Here is a 14981-nt window from a genome sequence, read left to right on the forward strand (position 1 = left end):
CCCCTCCCCCAAAACCGTATTCACCACTCAGTACCCTTCCATCAACTTTACAGCATTCATTAGCGAAAAGTATTGCTAAATAATTGAAAACACTATACAATTTTGAAGATTTGGATTCAGAAAGGGAGTGTCTAGATGAACAACTATCAAAATGTTTTGATCAAGTTAAGCGGAGCCGCAATAGCGGGCGAGGATAACTCGAATTTCGATCAACATAAGCTAGACCAGATTGCGGTCGAAGTCCTGTCGTTGGTCGATCTCGGCATCAACGTCTCGCTCATGATTGGTGGCGGCAACATCTTTCGTGGTAACCAGGCGGACGTATGGGGCATCGACCGTGTCGAGGCAGACAACATCGGTACACTCGGGACCGTCATCAACAGTTTGATGTTGCGAGGCGTCTTAAAAAGTAAGACAAATCGTGAAGTTCGCGTGATGACGGCCATGCCGATTCCGAGTATGGCCGAACCGTATATTCGTCTGAAGGCACTCAACCATCTGCAGAAAGGTTACGTTCTCATTTTTGCAGGTGGGAACGGACAGCCGTTCGTGTCGACCGATTATCCGGCCGTGCAACGCGCAATCGAGATGAATTGTGACGCCATCTTCGTCGCCAAGAATGGGATCTCCGGAGTCTACAACCAAGACCCGAATCAAACGAGCGAGGCAAAACAATATGCGTCGCTGCACTACAACGATGTGTGGCGCCATGACTTGAAAGTGATGGATCAATCGGCGCTCTTACTTGCTCGAGACAATCAACTCCCGGTGCACGTCTTCGATTTTAAAGAGACGGACGCGATGAAGCGAATCTGCTTGGGTGAGAAGATTGGTACGCTAATCCACGACGGACTCACCGTCTTCGTGGAATAAACGACAAAACATCCGAGGACAAGCTTTGCGTCACCGGGTGTTTAAGCAGGTTTGCCCTAGACGTCTCAATCAAGTCTAAAAACTGCCGAATAACACACTCGCTCCATTTCGAAATATCGTCTGTCTGCTTCTGTTGTTCACTCAAAAACGAACTGTATAGTCTATACTTGATACTTCATGTAAAATTGGGGACAACACGAACACAGAAAGAGGAATGATCATGAATCAATGGACTCAAGAATCAATTAAACTATTCGGGCTCATCTCTTGCCTCATCATCGGCACCATCCTATACGTGTCTCTACTCTTGATGAGTGACGTCGGAGTCATCGGATTAGTCATCTTACCAATCATCGTCATTGCCTCTCTCGCCTTTGGGATGCGGGCAGGATTGACGTTTTCTGTCGCCTTGCTGGCATTCTTGTTTGTCTACTTCTTGTGGTTCGCTCCTATCTATCAAGAAGGAGAAGTTCAGTTTTTCAACTGGAAAGGGCTTAGCTATACAGCTCTCCTCCTCACCATGTCTATCTTGTCCGGCCTCATTCATCAACTCGTGAAGAAGGTCCAGTTGTCACGACATGAGCTAGAAGAACGGGCCCGGCAACTGATCGCCGTCGATCCCGAGACGTGGCTCGACAACGCCGAACGGTTTCGGATGGACGTCAACTCAGAACGAGACCGTCTCATCCGCCACGGTGGATCTTTCGCGGTCTCGTTTATCCAGCTGCACGAGTTCACGCATTTCGAGGAACGTTATGGACGGACCGAATATGAATGGTTCATGAATTACTTCAGTGATGAGCTCCACATGGCGACAAGACGAACCGATCAAAAATACCGGGTCGCACACGATACGTTCGCCATCATTTTCCCGTATACGTCACCTGCGGCGGCACAAGTCGTCCATGACCGTATCCGTCCGCTGCTTGAACAATATGAACTGCAGAGCGGCGAACACGTTGGATTGACGTATGAGGATACATTTTATGAAGTGAGCCGAGAGAATTGCAATGCGGTCGTTGAGCAAATCCTCTCTAAAGCATCAGCAACTAGCCTAGACGTATAAGACTATAAGACCTTGAATGATCATCACTGGGTACAAGTGGTCATTCAAGGTTTTTTATATGTAATCGCACGTTCTATTCATTTGAGGTGAATGAATTGCTGTAGATGTTGTTCAAGCTTCGGTTGACCAATAAGAATTTCCATATTGCCACATCCCTAGCTGTATCAAATGACGAATAACTCGTTTTGTTAGTCTACAACTCCTACAATGTGACACAACTTGTTCTCCTGAATCGCCATGATCACGCCACCGGCAATCTCCTCGTGCGTCAACCAACGTCTTGCGCCATGCTCGGTAATGTGACCGAGCTGCACTTGGTGGTAGCGGAGTTTGTCCGGTAGCACCAAACGGCTCTTCACGTCCTCAAGATGGGCTCGACTTCCGAGGACGTGGAACAGCTGTGCATCATGTCTAACTTCTCTCAAGACACATGGCAAGGCGTCAGGCGCGTCCGAATGAATCCAGGCGACGACGAGGTCGATCGCCCCTCGTTCGGCAATCGCTTGTCGCACCGAATCTGCCATTTGGACGCTGTCATGGTAATCCACATATATGGCCGACAAGCGGTCAGGGCGGCGAGGAATCAATTGCCCCATCTTCGCCTCATCCCTGCCGATCACCGACATGTGGTACCCAACGTCAGCTAACCAAAGGACCGTCTCTCTTAGCATCCCACTGCCGCCAATAACCAACGCATGCTTCATTGTTTCCCTTCCTCTCGATTCATTTCGTTTTCCACGTTCGAACAGGAATAGTGGATTATAAAAGCGAACTGAACGATAGCACTCACCTCAAGTCAAGGAGGACTGATTCCAATTCAATCTACCATCTATTCGATCAAACCGATCGAGACGCCGTTCGCACTCGACCAATCGTTCGCTGTCATGAACCAGCTCCGGCCCGACCTGACCCTCGCGTCGTATCGAGACCTCGTCGCCAAAATGCGGCCACAAGGGTATGAGCTGCATGCATTATATGCTGACGACGACATCGTGTCATTAGCCGGCATCGAGGTACGCGTCAACCTGTATCTCGGGAAGCACGTCTACATATATGACCTCGTCACGAGTACCGCGCATCGTTCAAACGGATACGGCGAGATGTTGCTTCATTTCGTTCACGAGTACGCTCATGATTGTGGCGCGACATGTGTCGCGCTCGAGTCTGGGCTCGCCCGGACCGATGCGCACCGCTTTTATACGGACAAGATGGGCTACGCCATCACCAGCTATTCGTTCCGGAAACAATTGTAGATATGGAAAAGGGAAGAGCGATCCGCTCTTCCTAGCCTCATTGTATCGTGATTCCGTAACCAAAAACAGACTATCTTCTCCTAATTTCAACCACTATACTGGGAAGACACGAAACAAAGGAGAGATGCCACATGACGAACGAAACGAAACCGCTCGACCTGGGCCCGTTCTTTCACGGGACGAAAGCCGAACTGAAGCTTGGGGAACTCCTTGAGCCGCGACGCGATTCGAACTACCAAGACAAACAGTCGAACTATATCTACTTCACGGCGACGCTCGACGCCGCCAAATGGGGAGCCGAGCTGGCGAGCGGAGATGCTCGTGAGCGCATTTATCTCATCGAACCGACCGGTGACTTCGAGAACGACCCGAACCTGACCGACAAGCGCTTTTCAGGAAACCCGACACGGTCGTACCGCTCGAGCGCCCCGCTCAAAGTCGTCGCCGAACTCAGTGCTTGGGAACGTCATCCTGACGAAGTGATTGCGCACATGCTCGTCTCGCTTGAGAAACTGCGGCAAGCTGGAGAAGATGTGATTGACGATTGAACATGTGGGAAAATCCTTTAAAGAAACCACACACGAAACGCCAACGTCTTGCAATCGCTTGTCTCGTACTCGGGCTGCTGTACGCGACGACGTATATCCCGCAGCGGGTCATCACGACGTCCCCGTTGGATGTGTCCCGTATCCATGTGTTTGACGGTCAGAGCGGCTATGAGGTCTCACTAAGCGAGCGGCGTGACATCGACTCCATCATGCGTAATCTGAATGACATCACGTTTCAAAAAGGAAAACCTAGCTTCGGCTATATGGGGTACTCGTACCGTGTCACATTATACGATGAGGACGGGGACGAGCTCGATGAATTCATCATCAATAGCGAGACGACGCTCAGGTACCACGGTTTCTTTCACACGGCAAAGTCAGGAAACATAGACTATGACACACTCGATAAATGGATGGCACAATTTAAAACGCATTATGATGAGTAAACAATCATTGTGACAATCACCTGTGAGGGTGATGACGCATCGACAATGTCTGTTTTAATTGTGTCTTAAAAAGGAGGGTGTGAAAATGAAAGAAGAAGTGTCTAAAGGCGAAGTCATGGAACTGTTTCTCCAAGCATGTCCTTCTTATAAAAAACGATGGGATTCGTATATTCAGGACAATTACGAGACTGGAGATGAACAATTACTATATATCGATTTTGCCGATTTCGCTACGCACGTCGTTGACTCGTACAAACAAAATGAGTTGAATGAGTTTTCAGCTGTGTTTGATGTAATTGAATTGCTACTTACAACTGGCGATGCTTACGTTAAGGAAGCTGCGACAATTGGGTTATTAGAAGATTTACAAAATAAATTATTATACAGTGGAAGAGATACGAGTGTTTTTAATCCATATTTACACCGAGAATCATTGAAATGGTGGAATCATCTAAATGATTTTTGGGACGGCAAAACCAAATCCGTTGGAGGTCCCGAGAGATAAATTATTTCTAGCGGAAGATCGTTTTTGAATTCGATCGTTTCTACTCTTTAATCAAATACAATACTTCATTGTGAATCGTATATCATCACCGTTCACAACCTATATAGAAGTGGGAGTGGCTGTATACACTGACAACTCCTGAAACAACCATTTTGAAAAGATAGTTATTCACAAGACCTTCAATCACGTGTCCCTTTATTTTTTCTAATAGCGTTGTTTCTGGAATCCAATCAATCACATAGCCAATCCCTAACATGGCAGGAAGGCTCATTAGTATGTACACTGAGATAAAAATGAGCGTAAGCGATTTCGTGCTCATCATCTTCAACCTCCCTATGTTTTCTTACGATAATCAGACATTAATTAAGAAAGCGGATGGCATCAGTACTTGATGTCATCCGCTTTCTTTTGATTCATCTGTTGAAACGAGGCATTCGCATGAACGAGCGTGAACGGATCCGCAAGCGTTGCTGCTGCCGCCTCGGCTTGAGACGTCGTGTCATCGGTGACGACTGATTTTTGACGTCGTAATCGGAATGCCCGCTCGAGTCGACTCGTCAACAAGTTACTGAGAAAGACGAGCATGGACAGCCCGAGGGCTGGAACGAGGAACATATGGTTCGTCATCCAAGTCATTGCCGTGAACTGCGTGAAATAGAAACCGAACATCGACGACCATTCAAACAGTGTCGGTCTGACCCCTTCAAACAGGAAGACGGTTCCCCCGAAAAAGACACCGAATAAGGATAGATGAATGAGCAACATCAGTGTTTGCACGAATTGCTGCATGAAGACAATGACCAACGTCGGGACGAGGTGCGGCCACAGGTGCCGCCTCGTCCGATGCCAGACGCTGCCTCCTAACGTCTCAGCGACGATCATAAACTCTTGTTTGAGCAACTGCCGGACTTCTGTTATCAGATAAAGCGTGACGGCAGGCAAACCGAGCAACACGAACACCGTCAACTGTAGGGTTACGCGGTCTAATAACGGCGGCACCATCGTCGAGTCCGCGAAGAAAAAGGACGGGAATAACATCATCATGGCCAACAACGAGATAGGCAGAATCAAGAATCCATCTAACACCATTTTGAAGATTCGGTTCAAGCGTGCCCCGCGAAATGCGAGTGGGATCCCGACCAATAGGCCGAGCGCCATCCGTACGAGTGCGACGGTCGCACAAATGCCGACCGTCCATTTAAAGCCTTCAATCATCATCTGGAACAAGTCGTTCCCGGCCCGGTCGGTTCCGAGCCATTGATCTTTCGACGGTTCGAGTGGCGGGATGCCAATCAATCGACCTTCGTCGGAGTAACGGTTCAGGAATTGATCGACTTGGCCATCGCGGAATACGGTATTGCCGATACTGAGTAACAGCAAGCTGGCAAAAATCACGAACCCTATGATGAAAATCGGGTCACGCAGTAGCGTACGACGCATCAAATACCTCCTTTCCAGGCGTTCGGGATGAGCCATTCCGCCAGTAAATCCAATATAAAGATCGGGATATAGACGACCAACAAAATGACAAGTAGGATCGGCATGACAGGATTATAGACGACGAAACGGAAAATCCCTTGAACGTTAAATAAATATTCGATGATTAAAAGACTTGATAATACCGTAATTAGGTTCGAGCGGAAAAAGAGATAGAAGCGATACACCAAATTCGGGAGCAAGTGTCTCCAGAACAGGGCGGCCGGTCGGACGCCTTTGGCCCGCGCTAGCTCGAGAAACAGCGTCGCTTCCTCCTCAAGGATGTGTTTCGTCAACCATTTGAGAAAGAAGAACAGGATGGTGAGCGTCAACGTCACAATCGGCAAAAAGCGTATGTATTCGGCAAACCCGCCTGCGACTTCAATCCGATCAAACCCCGTCTTCTTGTAAATCGTGATGGCGAGGTATTGCGAGAAGATGAGCCAAAATAAATCCGGGATCATCTCGAGCGTCTGGCTCGATTGTTGGAGCACCGTGCGCACGCGCTTCCCGCTTCGATAAAAGAAATAAGCGTACAGAAGAGCGAACCCGACCGAAACGACAAGCGACGTCATAAAGATGATGACCGTCTCTTTCATGAGCGGACCGAGTGCAGGCAATAACGGTAATTCTCGTTGCGCGGTTACGTTGAAGTATGTAATCTCATCAAGTTTCGCCAACTGACTAAATTGTTGTTGCAGCCCGTTCCAGTAATTCGATGGCACGAACTCGAGCTGCACGACGAGTGACGGCAAAGCACTGATCGCAATCAACACAAACAGTGTGATGAAAAACTGAGCCGATTTTCGAGCAAGCAAATTCATCCGATTCTCTCCTTTCAAAAAAAGTACAATCTCATAACCGTTTCGATTTTACATATAGATTTAAGAACCAATTCCAAAATAGAGCATATCACTCACCTTAAAGTAAAAATTCTCCATTTACACTGTTATGATTTTATCATAATTATTTATGAATAAAAACAATATTCGGAAAATTTCAGGAATTTAACTAGTCATTTGATTCGACAGTTTTCGCATTAAATAAATGCTCTTTATAACTCAGCGACATCCATTCCATTCCCACTATATCTTTATTGGAAAAATAGATTCCAGATGATAATTGAATTTAGTAAGATGAATGGCAGAAAATCGTTTAAAAAAAGTATCCTTCTCATCAGAAGAATACTTTAGTATGTTGAAAAGAGAGTTTTGCCATCTTCAGATTTTAACATATAGTCAACTCCAGTCGAGTTCACTTTCGTCAACGTGACGTTGCAAGCAAACAACGTGCCTGGGCCATATGCGACGTCTTCCGGTATCTCTGGAAAATCGTAGGACTCCTCTTCGAACCAGAGCGTCACGCCACCTTGTTTTGACTGATTGTCGACGACGTAGCAATTTCCGCTCGCCGTTTCATAACGGTCGAAGGCCCGATCGTATGTATCTGGTACGGCAATCACAAAACAAACGACGGCTATAAAAACACTGAATACGGCACCTAACAATTTCATTAGTTTACGCTCGCTCCTCCATTTTGATACATACACAAACGTCGAGAGCACACACATAAACCCGACAAACCAAGCCGCAATTAATTGCGCCAATTTGATCACCTCTTTCATAATTATACGAGCACTGCTGAACAATGTTTCATCATCCTATCAGATTAAGGAGTATTTTATGACCCACTTCCTCAAGTTACAATCAATATCAATCTTACTGGCACTCACCTCACTTATAAATATCCAACTGCTCGCCAATAGCGGACGAGTATCCCTACTTATGGGTGACGCTTCTTTGATTATCATAGCGATTACTGGTCTCGCTTCACTCATTTTGTTCGCACGTCTGATCATCAAACGCTTAAAGCACCTTGCACCTTCACCATTTAACCTGTTCCTCTATATCCTGTGGCTCCCTTATTTGGCGCTGTTCACATACGGCTGGACGCGTGTCATCCCTGCTCCTAGCGAAGCAGCCTGGCCAAGTCCCGCCATCGGACTCGTCATCATCGCGCTCGTATTGACGTTCCCGCTTTATATATTCATCGTCCATATGATTGCCCGCTCCAAACAACCAACGACCTAAAAAACGTGTGCGACCGATTCCGGTTGCACACGTTTTTCACGAGAGACCTTGACGCCGCTTCTGCCACGCCACGAGCAAGATACTGATGATGACGAGCAAGAACCACGATGACAACTTGCCGAGGTCGACGAGTGCCCAACCGCTCAACTGATTCGGATACGCCCAGCCGTTATAGAACGTGACGATATTCTCGGCGAACCAGATGAAGCAGGCGATCAAAAAGAAGGCTAGGACGACCGGCATCGTGAAACGGCGGTCGTCAAGCCGGTACGTGACGATGGCCCGACCGAACGTGAGAAAGACGAGTCCGATCAACACCCAACGTAGATCGAGCCAAATATGGTGCCAAAAGAAGTTGAAGTAGATGGCAATACCGAGCCCGAAAGCGATCAGCGGCGGCGGCATTTTGAGAAACTCCAAATCAAGCCGGCGCCACGACTGGACGACGTAACTGCCGACGCTCGCGTACATGAAGCCGGCGTAAAGTGGGACGCCAAAAAGTTTCGTCAGCGCCTCGTCGGGATAGCTCCACGACCCCATCTGTACTTTGAACAGTTCGAGGCCGAGACCGATGACGTGGAACCAACTGATGACTTTCAGTTCTTCCATCGTCTCGAGCCCTGTCTTGACGAGCACGACTTGGACGAGCAGACACCAAATGAGCAGCACGTCATAGCGTGGCAGCGGAAAGTCGAGCCATTTCGTCAGCGCGAGCGCGCCGAAGATCGCAACCGGGAAGATGCAACTGAGCGCCTGTTCGTAACCGAAGATGAACAAATAACGTAGCCGTCGCATGATGTCACCTACAATTCGATGTATTCATAGAGGAATGACGACTCGCCGTCAAAGAAACGCGGATCGTATAGACCGAGACGTTCATCCTCTTCGACGACGACAACGAACGGGGACCACTGTTTGAGCGTGATCGCTTCTTTATTCTCATCAAACAGCGGCGTCAAGTCGGCATCGTCCGCGCTCGTCAGCTCGTATTCGAGCTCAGGTGTCTGGTAGATCGAGTCACTGAAGATCGAGACGCTCTCGTCCGTTTTCGTAACGACCGTGAACTGGGTCGGGATGAACGAGGCCGATAGTGCCACTTCTTCATGCTCGGCGGCGTACGTCTGATACAAGTACGCACCCTGCGCACTTTGAATCAAGACGTGGACGACAATCGCTGCCCAGGCGTAGCGATACACCGTGTGCCGGACGTCCGCCCGACGCGCGATCAGCCAAGCGACGAGGAAAATCCCCCAATAGACGAAGTCAACGATCGGGATGACGCCGAACGTGACCCGGACGTCGGACAACGGTTCGAAATAACCGGTCCCCCAGGCGTTGAACAAATCGGCCGTATTATGGATGAAAACGGACAAGAACGCCCACCAGAAATAGCGGACATCGGTCACGTTGAACAGTACGCGGACGAGTATGTAAATCAGTAACGCGAACAGCGGCACGAGGAAAATCGAGTGGGTGATGCCGCGATGCCACATCTGATACATCCCTTCCGTGTCCCATAGCCGCGAGATGACGTCACTGTCCGGGATTTGACTCCCGACGAGCGTCGTCACGAACAGCGCCCGCTTTTCGTTTTTTTGAAGTTCACGCTTATCGGCCGCCCCGTACAGCGTCAAACCGAACAACGTATGTGTGATCGTATCCATGTAACACCTTCTTTCTGTTTTGAAAAGACATCCCCCTCATCGCGAGGCGGATGTCCGTCCGTGCTTTATTTCTCTTGGTCCATTTTCATGGCGCGTCTTGCGACGACGGCGACAAAAATGACAGCGACAATCGGAATGATCAAAGGCATCCAATTCAACATCCGCCTGTCCCCCTTCTACAAGTGTCGCAAGCAGTATATCACAGTTTCAAATCAATCGTTTTAGTGGATGCTCGCCTTGGCGTAACGGCCTGCCATCGACTCAATCGTTTCACGCATATGGTCGCGCAGCGTGACCGGTTCGAGCACCTCGACTTGCGTGCCGAGCGACAGGAGCCAGAAGACGAAACCGTCTGATACGGCCGCGTCGAAGCGGATGAGGAATCGTTCCTCTTCACGTGTGATCGATACATCTTCCCCGAGCTTGTCGAAGATGACCGGGAGCACCCGCTCATCGACGGCAAGAATGATCTCCTCATCGAGCCCGTTATACATGTTGAACGACTTTTGAAAGTAATCGTCCGCCAGATGATGCTTCAGGCGCGGCGTGTCGTCTTCGACGATCTGTGAATTGACGATGCGGTCGACACGGTAGTTGCGAATCTCCCCGATCGATTCATCGATGCCGATCAAATAGTACTGCTCATGGTTCCAGTGTAGGTCGATCGGATTGACGACGTAGCGCTCGCCGTCACGGCGGAGCGGGAACGTGCGTTTCGTGACGTCAAAGCCGACGACGTCCGTGTATTGGAACGAGATCGCCTTCTGTTCTTGGATCGCCCGTTGGATGCGGTCGATATGGTACGGGATCTGTCCATGCTTTTTCTTCGGTGTCTTGATGATCGATTGGAGCGTCTCTGCTTCCGGGATGCTCGTCAGCTTCTGGAGCTTCTCGACGATACTTTCCGTCACATCTTCCGAGATGAACTTGGCCGCGACGATCGCATCGACCATCATGCGAAGCTCGTGAATTTCAAATAGACGGGCCGAATGCCAGTATTTTTTGGCGAGACCGTTCTTTTCAAGCTCATCCTGCACCTCGAACCCCGAATCGGTCAATGCTTGAATGTCGTCTTTCACCGATTTTTTTGCTAACTTAGAAGTATCTCCAATTGTCGATAAATATTCGAGCAAGTCTTCTAACGTCTTTGGATGATTGTCATCTGTGTGGCGTTCGAAAAACCGTCTCACCTCGAGTAACCGTTCTCGGTTGTTCACGGTTTAATCCCCTTTCAGTTCTCTATATGTATGATGTATAAACAGACATTATCATGTAATTTCCATGAAATAAAGTTATTTTCCATTACAATTCATTTAAGGAGGCGCACGCCGCTGTGAAACACTATGCCCATGTCAACGGCACGAAAATCGAATATATGGACCGCGGTCATGGTCCGGTCGTCATCTTGATTCATGGGACCCAATCGTCGAGTCTAGAACCGTACCATGTGGACCGTCTCGTCTTGTCCGGATTCCGGGTCATTGTCCCATCGCGACCTGGATACGGTGAGACTCCGTACTCATTTTCGGCCACGCCCCAACAGTTCGCAGGACACTTACAGCGCTTGATGGAAGTCATGGCCATCGATCGCTATCACATCTACGGCATCTCGGCAGGTGGACCGACGGCAATCGAGCTCGCTTCTGACAATGAGCGGGCGTCGAGTTTGACGCTCGCCGCCGCCGTGACGAGCGCGGTCGACTTCCCGTACCGAGACTACGTCAGCCGAAACGTCGCTCAGCCCGCGTTCATCCTGGCACAATATGCGATGAAGTACTTCGTCTTTAAAGCGATTCAAAAACAACCGTTCGAGGCGACGGCACGGATGATCGAATCGACGAGTCTGCTCGCACTAGACGCCGTTCGCGACGAAGTGACGCCGTACGATATCTTCTTATTGAAGCGGGTCGCGAGTCAGATGACGTTCGGGCTTGGCGCCCAGTTCGATCTTAGGCAACGTGTCGCCGCCGAGGCGTTGCTCGGGGTGACTTGTCCGACGTACATCGTACACTCTAAAAACGACAAGGCCGTCCCGATCCGTCACGCCTATTATGCGAAGCGGCTCATCTCGCACGCTCAACTTATCATCTTGAACAGCCCCGGCCACTTGATTTGGATCGGCCGCCACGCCCGGAAGAGCGAACAACAGATCGAACGCTTCATCCGCTTCAACTCGTGAGACACCTTTAGTCAGGTGTCTTTTTTCAATCCGTCTCAAGCAGTTCAATCAACTCGTCCGTCACGTCAGCCGGGACGAGGTACACCGTGTTCGTATCATTCACGTTCATCAGGCTAGTCGGTTTACCGGATTCCCCAATCCAGACGTAATAGCGGTCTGTCTCGTCACTCTTAAATCGAACTTCCACATCATATTCGGGTGTCGCCATATTCACGATTCCTGGTTGTTCGTCAGCATTTCGAATCATGTCCGCGAATACCTTGACGTCTTCAAGTCTGTCGTATGTGACGACTTCTCGCTCCTGGAACCGACCAAAGTCGACCGATTCAGCGATACGGACTTGCGCGATGTCTTCCGCGACGAGCTCGCTCGTTTCGCACCCTCCCATTAACCCTACGGTCAGTGCAGCTATACCTGTCATCCATTTATCCCGGCGTTTCATCTAGTCTCACCTCCACATGTTGTCTTGTATCTATACGAGAGACGCGTATGCTAGGTTTCATGGATGAACACAATTAACTTCTTTAGTCGTCAATCCCGAGCGTAAGAATCAAGCGGTCCGTGACGTCAGCCGGCACTTTGTATACGAGATGCGTTTGCGAGACGTTCATCAGTACACTCGGTGACCCGACTCGACCGAGCCAAAGTTGATAGCGTTCCACGTCATCGCCCTTGTAACGGATTTCGAGATCAAAATCCGGTTCATTGTGAATCGTTTCGCCCGTAAACTCATCAGCATTTCGAAGCATGTCCGCGAACACTTTAATGTCATTTAATCGATTCAACTCGACTAAAAATTGTTCACTGAATCGCGTCCGCCCTGAGGACTCAGCGATTTTCACCTGATCCATCTCTTCAGCGTCAATCGCCTTGAGTCCTTCTCTGCCATATCCATATGGCAACGTGATCCGCCTTACTTCTTTCATAAAATCAAACAGTCGGTCCACAATTACATCACTCCCAAGTTTATGATTATCCTTTCATACGCAAAAAGTGAGCGCTTGGTTTCACTTGCATTTCGGAATTATAATCTTCGTTTCTTCATGCTTCTTTCTAAAAAGATTGGCAACATGTTCAATCCAATCGAGATGCTCGTCAGCACCCACCACGCTCGCCCCATGCCCGGTACGACATCCGCCAACGCACTCCAATCCTCCGCTTCGACCCAGACTGTTAAATAACTATAATCCGCGCACAGCGTCAATGCGGTTAGCGATAAAGCAATCGCCATCGGCAGCTTGTAGTCTCTCCCGACACTGAACGTATACAAGTTGAACAGCGTCGCCGCAATCGCAAGTAATCCAAATATGATCCACATTGTCCTATCGTCTCCTGTTGTTTGATATGTAAGTTATTTCCTATTCCCAGAATAACACACGCAAGGAATGAAGCAGTCGGATTTTTAGGACAACAAAAAAGCCGGGCCGAAGCCCAGCTCTTCCTTATTGATACGTCCAACCGGTCAGGCTCGCAGTCGCTCCTTCATAACGCAACTGTTTTTCAAGCTCGCTCGGGAACACGCGGAGCGTGGCGACGGCCTCGCCGTCATTGACGAAACATTCGACACTCGACGAGTCGACGAACACGTGAAGTGATTCGACGGCGATCGTTTTCGTCCGGGTCGTTCCGAACTCGGTCGCGAACGGCTCACCGGCGTTCGTCCGGTCGATCGTCAGTTCATGCGTCGCTGCATCATAACGGATGACGAGTGACTCATTCCCGATTTGGAGCAGGTCGAGCGTGAAGTCAGATCCGTCCGTTTTCAGCTCGAGCTCGTAACGGTCCGGTGTCGAAGTTTCAATCACCGTACCGGATGCGTTGACGAATTCGTTTTGGCGCAGCTTCGTCATCGCTTGCACCGGACGCTGTTTAAGCAATCCGTCCTCGAGCGAGAGTTCACGCGGCAACGTCAAGGCGTGGGCCCAACCGTAGCGGTCTGTCGGGTAGTCAATCTCCGGCAAACCCATCCAACCGACGAGCACGCGACGTCCCTCATGTTCGGTCGTCTGCGGTGCGTAGAAGTCGAACCCGAAATCGAGTTCTTCGAACGCACCGTGTGTGAACGTCAACGTTTCGACGTCGAGTTTGCCGATCAAGAATCCAGACTGATAGATGTTGTGATAACGGTGGCCTTCCGGCTCGATGCCTTGTGGCGAGAAGACGAGGACGTGTTGACCGTTCAGTTCGAACACGTCTGGGCATTCCCACATGTAGCCGAACGGGTCGAGACCCGTTTTGACTTCACCGATGAACGTCCAGTCGTTCAAATCAGTCGACCGATACAAGACGACACAGCCCGTATCATTATCACGCTGCGCTCCGACGATGGCGTAATAGACATCGTTCTCGAGCCACACTTTCGGGTCACGGAAATGTTCCGTGTACCCGGCCGGTACGTCCGGGATGGCGACGTTCCGGCGTTCGATTTTTCCGTCTCGTAGCACGCCGATGATTTGCGAGGCGTGACGCGTCCAGTCGTCCGTCCGGTGGTTGCCGGTGTACATGACGTGGAGTTCACCGTCCTTCACGAAGCCGCTGCCCGAATAGGCACCGTGTGAGTCTTCGGTCGTCTCCGGGACTAACGCCACCCCGCGGTCCGTCCACGTGACGAGATCGGGTGATGTGACATGGTACCAATGCTTCAGACCGTGTACCGGTCCGAGCGGGAACCATTGATAAAACATGTGATACTCCCCGTTGTAATACGTGAATCCGTTCGGGTCGTTCAGGAGGCCCGTCGGCGGTTGGATATGGTATCCGAACCGCCACGGGGAAGCCGCCGTCTTCGCACGGAGCGTCTCCATCTCGAGGGCACTCACGTCACTTAACGAGCGGTAACGCTCTGCCTTCGTCCAACTCATACAATCACTTCCTTTTTCTT

General features: G+C 49.8%; 20 protein-coding genes. 8 read left to right on the plus strand and 12 right to left on the minus strand.

The genetic code is table 11. The annotated features are described in order from the left end of the window. The first annotated feature begins 135 nt into the window (after positions 1-135). Together pyrH and EVJ23_RS11535 are read left to right on the plus strand one after the other, a co-directional pair. Entirely contained in the window at positions 136-873 is a 738-nt protein-coding gene (gene pyrH / locus EVJ23_RS11530; protein ID WP_071397478.1) for a UMP kinase, read from the plus strand. A gap of 220 nt (positions 874-1093) precedes the next feature. Then, complete coding sequence (locus tag EVJ23_RS11535) at positions 1094-1939, plus strand: GGDEF domain-containing protein (protein WP_071397477.1); 846 nt, start codon at positions 1094-1096, stop codon at positions 1937-1939. Between the two features lie 188 nt (positions 1940-2127). On the opposite strand, the gene EVJ23_RS11540 is transcribed toward EVJ23_RS11535, so the two are convergent. Continuing rightward, positions 2128-2643, minus strand: a complete 516-nt coding sequence (locus EVJ23_RS11540; RefSeq protein WP_131465064.1) for a Rossmann-fold NAD(P)-binding domain-containing protein — start codon at positions 2641-2643, stop codon at positions 2128-2130. Between the two features lie 180 nt (positions 2644-2823). Between EVJ23_RS11540 and EVJ23_RS11545 the strand changes: the two genes are divergently transcribed. From EVJ23_RS11545 to EVJ23_RS11560, 4 genes are all read left to right on the plus strand, one after another. Beyond that, positions 2824-3192 (plus strand): GNAT family N-acetyltransferase, encoded by a 369-nt coding sequence (locus tag EVJ23_RS11545; protein WP_131465066.1) that lies wholly within the window; start codon positions 2824-2826, stop codon positions 3190-3192. Between the two features lie 131 nt (positions 3193-3323). Then, complete coding sequence (gene arr, locus EVJ23_RS11550) at positions 3324-3740, plus strand: NAD(+)--rifampin ADP-ribosyltransferase (protein WP_131465068.1); 417 nt, start codon at positions 3324-3326, stop codon at positions 3738-3740. Positions 3741-3742: 2 nt separating this feature from the next. Then, entirely contained in the window at positions 3743-4186 is a 444-nt protein-coding gene (locus EVJ23_RS11555) for a hypothetical protein (RefSeq protein WP_131465070.1), read from the plus strand. Between the two features lie 85 nt (positions 4187-4271). Next, complete coding sequence (locus tag EVJ23_RS11560) at positions 4272-4691, plus strand: DUF7674 family protein (protein WP_131465072.1); 420 nt, start codon at positions 4272-4274, stop codon at positions 4689-4691. Positions 4692-4776: 85 nt separating this feature from the next. Here the strand turns inward: EVJ23_RS11560 and EVJ23_RS11565 are convergent, their stop codons facing one another. From EVJ23_RS11565 to EVJ23_RS11580, 4 genes are all read right to left on the minus strand, one after another. Continuing rightward, the gene (locus tag EVJ23_RS11565) at positions 4777-5010 is read right to left on the minus strand and encodes a hypothetical protein (protein ID WP_131465074.1); all 234 of its coding nucleotides are present in this window, start codon (positions 5008-5010) and stop codon (positions 4777-4779) included. 62 nt (positions 5011-5072) lie between these two features. Further along, positions 5073-6131 (minus strand): ABC transporter permease, encoded by a 1059-nt coding sequence (locus EVJ23_RS11570; RefSeq protein ID WP_131465076.1) that lies wholly within the window; start codon positions 6129-6131, stop codon positions 5073-5075. Continuing rightward, the gene (locus EVJ23_RS11575; protein WP_201739238.1) at positions 6131-6991 is read right to left on the minus strand and encodes an ABC transporter permease subunit; all 861 of its coding nucleotides are present in this window, start codon (positions 6989-6991) and stop codon (positions 6131-6133) included. Before EVJ23_RS11575 ends, EVJ23_RS11570 begins: the two co-directional genes overlap by 1 nt. A 365-nt stretch (positions 6992-7356) precedes the next feature. Then, positions 7357-7773 (minus strand): hypothetical protein, encoded by a 417-nt coding sequence (locus tag EVJ23_RS11580; RefSeq protein ID WP_131470815.1) that lies wholly within the window; start codon positions 7771-7773, stop codon positions 7357-7359. A 193-nt stretch (positions 7774-7966) separates the two neighbouring features. Here EVJ23_RS11580 and EVJ23_RS11585 point away from each other — a divergent pair, with 193 nt between their 5' ends. Beyond that, on the plus strand, positions 7967-8257 hold the full coding sequence (locus EVJ23_RS11585) for a hypothetical protein (RefSeq protein ID WP_131465080.1): 291 nt from the start codon (positions 7967-7969) through the stop codon (positions 8255-8257). A gap of 36 nt (positions 8258-8293) precedes the next feature. Here EVJ23_RS11585 and EVJ23_RS11590 read toward each other — a convergent pair whose 3' ends face one another. The 3 genes from EVJ23_RS11590 to EVJ23_RS11600 all read right to left on the minus strand — a co-directional run bounded on the left by EVJ23_RS11590 (position 8294) and on the right by EVJ23_RS11600 (position 11138). Beyond that, the gene (locus EVJ23_RS11590; RefSeq protein ID WP_131465082.1) at positions 8294-9052 is read right to left on the minus strand and encodes a DUF817 domain-containing protein; all 759 of its coding nucleotides are present in this window, start codon (positions 9050-9052) and stop codon (positions 8294-8296) included. A gap of 8 nt (positions 9053-9060) precedes the next feature. Then, a complete protein-coding gene (locus EVJ23_RS11595; protein WP_131465084.1) occupies positions 9061-9921 on the minus strand; it encodes a metal-dependent hydrolase in 861 nt (286 codons plus the stop codon). A gap of 221 nt (positions 9922-10142) precedes the next feature. Beyond that, positions 10143-11138 carry a helix-turn-helix transcriptional regulator gene (locus EVJ23_RS11600; RefSeq protein ID WP_016509555.1) on the minus strand — a complete coding sequence of 332 codons (996 nt, stop codon included), beginning with the start codon at positions 11136-11138 and terminating at the stop codon, positions 10143-10145. A gap of 116 nt (positions 11139-11254) precedes the next feature. Between EVJ23_RS11600 and EVJ23_RS11605 the strand changes: the two genes are divergently transcribed. Beyond that, a complete protein-coding gene (locus EVJ23_RS11605; RefSeq protein ID WP_131465086.1) occupies positions 11255-12100 on the plus strand; it encodes an alpha/beta fold hydrolase in 846 nt (281 codons plus the stop codon). 25 nt (positions 12101-12125) lie between these two features. On the opposite strand, the gene EVJ23_RS11610 is transcribed toward EVJ23_RS11605, so the two are convergent. From EVJ23_RS11610 to EVJ23_RS11625, 4 genes are all read right to left on the minus strand, one after another. Next, entirely contained in the window at positions 12126-12542 is a 417-nt protein-coding gene (locus EVJ23_RS11610; protein ID WP_236633767.1) for a YhfM domain-containing protein, read from the minus strand. A gap of 82 nt (positions 12543-12624) precedes the next feature. Then, positions 12625-13047, minus strand: a complete 423-nt coding sequence (locus EVJ23_RS11615) for a YhfM domain-containing protein (protein WP_131465088.1) — start codon at positions 13045-13047, stop codon at positions 12625-12627. 77 nt (positions 13048-13124) lie between these two features. Then, positions 13125-13418: a hypothetical protein gene (locus EVJ23_RS11620; protein ID WP_131465090.1), complete on the minus strand. Its 294-nt coding sequence runs from the start codon at positions 13416-13418 to the stop codon at positions 13125-13127. Between the two features lie 124 nt (positions 13419-13542). Beyond that, positions 13543-14961, minus strand: coding sequence for a glycoside hydrolase family 32 protein (locus tag EVJ23_RS11625; protein WP_131465092.1), 1419 nt, complete (start codon positions 14959-14961; stop codon positions 13543-13545). Positions 14962-14981 lie beyond the last annotated feature (20 nt).

This window comes from Exiguobacterium sp. SH1S1 (genome assembly GCF_004337245.1).
Classification (GTDB): Bacteria; Bacillota; Bacilli; order Exiguobacteriales; family Exiguobacteriaceae; genus Exiguobacterium; species Exiguobacterium aurantiacum_A.